We start from the raw sequence: 2,164 nt of genomic DNA, 5'->3' as shown, positions 1-2,164 counted from the left end.
GCTCGTGGCGCGCTCCGAGGCCGACCTGCTCGACATCCGCAACTTCGGTGCGAAGTCGATCGACGAGGTCAAGGCGAAGCTGGCCGGCATGGGCCTGGCCCTCAAGGACAGCCCGCCCGGATTCGACCCGACCGCCGCGGCGGACGCGTTCGGCGCCGACGACGACGCGGATGCGGGTTTCGTCGAGACCGAGCAGTACTGATTGCTGCCCGCAGGCGCCCGCCTGCGGGGCCCTGACCCCGGTACCTGATACGGCCGGGGCAGACACCTAGGAGAGAACCATGCCGAAGCCCGCCAAGGGTGCCCGTCTGGGCGGCAGCGCCGCGCACGAGCGGCTGATGCTGGCGAACCTCGCCAAGTCGCTGTTCGAGCACGGCCGCATCACCACCACCGAGGCCAAGGCGCGCCGGCTGCGCCCGGTCGCGGAGCGCCTGATCACCAAGGCGAAGAAGGGCGACATCCACAACCGTCGCCTGGTGCTGCAGACGATCACGGACAAGGGCGTCGTGCACACGCTCTTCACCGAGATCGCGCCGCGGTACGAGAACCGCCCGGGTGGCTACACCCGTATCACCAAGATCGGTAACCGCCGTGGCGACAACGCGCCCATGGCCGTCATCGAGCTGGTGGAGGCCCTGACCGTGGCCCAGGAGGCCACCGGTGAGGCCGAGGCTGCGACCAAGCGCGCCGCCAAGGAGGCCGAGGAGGCGAAGGCCACCGAGGCCAAGGCCGACGAGGCTCCGGCCGAGGCCGCCGAGGACGAGGCCAAGTAACACCGCGAAGGACGCCTGAGCGTCCTTCCGACGGCCGACGGCTGACGGACGGGCCCGCCCCCTTGGGGGCGGGCCCGTTCCGCGTGTGCGGCCACTTGAGAGGATGGGTCGCGTGAGCGATGAGGTGAAGCCCGGTTTCGTACGGGTGCGACTGGACCTGAGCTACGACGGCAAGAACTTCCACGGCTGGGCCAAGCAGGCCGGTGGGCAGCGGACCGTGCAGGGCGAGATCGAGGACGCGCTGCGGACGGTGACGCGCTCGTCCGGGACGTACGAGCTGACCGTCGCCGGGCGGACGGACGCGGGCGTGCACGCGCGCGGCCAGGTCGCCCATGTCGACCTGCCGGAGGACGTGTGGGCCGAGCACCGGGAGAAGCTGCTGCGGCGGCTGGCCGGGCGGCTGGGGCACGACGTACGCGTGTGGAAGGCCGAGGAGGCGCCGGCGGGGTTCAACGCGCGGTTCTCGGCGATCTGGCGCCGGTACGCGTACCGGGTGACCGATGAGCCGGGCGGCGTGGACCCGCTGCTGCGCGGGCACATCCTGTGGCACGACTGGCCGCTGGACGTGGACGCCATGAACGCCGCCGCCGAGCCGCTGGTGGGCGAGCACGACTTCGCCGCGTACTGCAAGAAGCGGGAGGGGGCGACGACCATCCGTACGCTCCGGGAGCTGCGGTGGGAGCGGCTGCCGTCCGGGGTCCTGGAGGCCACGGTCACGGCGGACGCCTTCTGCCACAACATGGTCCGCTCGCTGGTCGGCGCGCTGCTGTTCGTCGGCGACGGGCACCGGCCGGTGGACTGGCCCGGCAAGGTGCTGGCCGCGGGCGTACGGGACTCGGCCGTCCATGTCGTACGGCCGCACGGGCTGACCCTGGAGGAGGTCGGCTACCCGGCCGACGAGCTGCTGGCCGCCCGGAACCTGGAGGCCCGCAACAAGCGGACGCTACCGGGCGGCGGCTGCTGCTGACGCCTGGGCCTCGCCCCGGGCGCGGATGCGGTCGAAGGCGAAGTCGGCGACGTCCCGGCCGGCCTGGAGGGCCGCGGTGTCCGAGGCCGGCACGGACCGGCCGGTGGTGTAGCCGGCGACCGTGAAGTAGGCGTAGCGCCCCACGGCATTGGCGGTCAGCCGGCAGGCGGCCGCCCGGCAGAACGCGGGGACGCCGGCCCCGGGCAGCGGTTCGATGTTGCCGTCGGCCTGTTCCTTGGCGCGCTGGGCCTGGGCGGCGGTGTCGAACACGGCGATGCCCACGGTGACGGCGACCTCGCCCTTGGCGTAGGTGGCACGCATCACCTGGGTGCACTTGTTGCCGGTGAGGGCGGGGGCGAGCCGGCTGGAGGCGGCCGCGGCGCAGCCGGTGGCGGTGTCGGTGGCGCCCTTGGCGTACTCGCGG

The 2,164-nt window shown here is 72.9% G+C and carries 3 protein-coding genes and 1 pseudogene; 3 read left to right on the top strand and 1 reads right to left on the bottom strand.

All coding sequences use genetic code 11. The features are described from left to right. The 3 genes from ACSNOD_RS30645 to truA form a co-directional block, all read left to right on the top strand. On the top strand, positions 1–202 hold a 202-nt coding region (locus tag ACSNOD_RS30645; RefSeq protein WP_319751797.1), incomplete at its 5' end, for a DNA-directed RNA polymerase subunit alpha C-terminal domain-containing protein. A gap of 79 nt (positions 203–281) precedes the next feature. Then, entirely contained in the window at positions 282–773 is a 492-nt protein-coding gene (gene rplQ, locus ACSNOD_RS30640) for a 50S ribosomal protein L17 (protein ID WP_436770345.1), read from the top strand. Between the two features lie 112 nt (positions 774–885). Next, a complete protein-coding gene (gene truA, locus ACSNOD_RS30635) occupies positions 886–1,740 on the top strand; it encodes a tRNA pseudouridine(38-40) synthase TruA (protein ID WP_436770344.1) in 855 nt (284 codons plus the stop codon). Here the strand turns inward: truA and ACSNOD_RS30630 are convergent. Further along, positions 1,717–2,164 (bottom strand): annotated as a pseudogene (locus ACSNOD_RS30630) (hypothetical protein); the annotation flags it as partial. The gene truA and the pseudogene ACSNOD_RS30630 overlap by 24 nt on opposite strands.

Origin of the sequence: Streptomyces sp. URMC 123, from assembly GCF_051386515.1 — a bacterium.
Taxonomy (GTDB): domain Bacteria; phylum Actinomycetota; class Actinomycetes; order Streptomycetales; family Streptomycetaceae; genus Streptomyces.
Note: the sequence above shows the minus strand (reverse complement) of the source record. Positions and strands in the feature narration are given on the sequence as shown.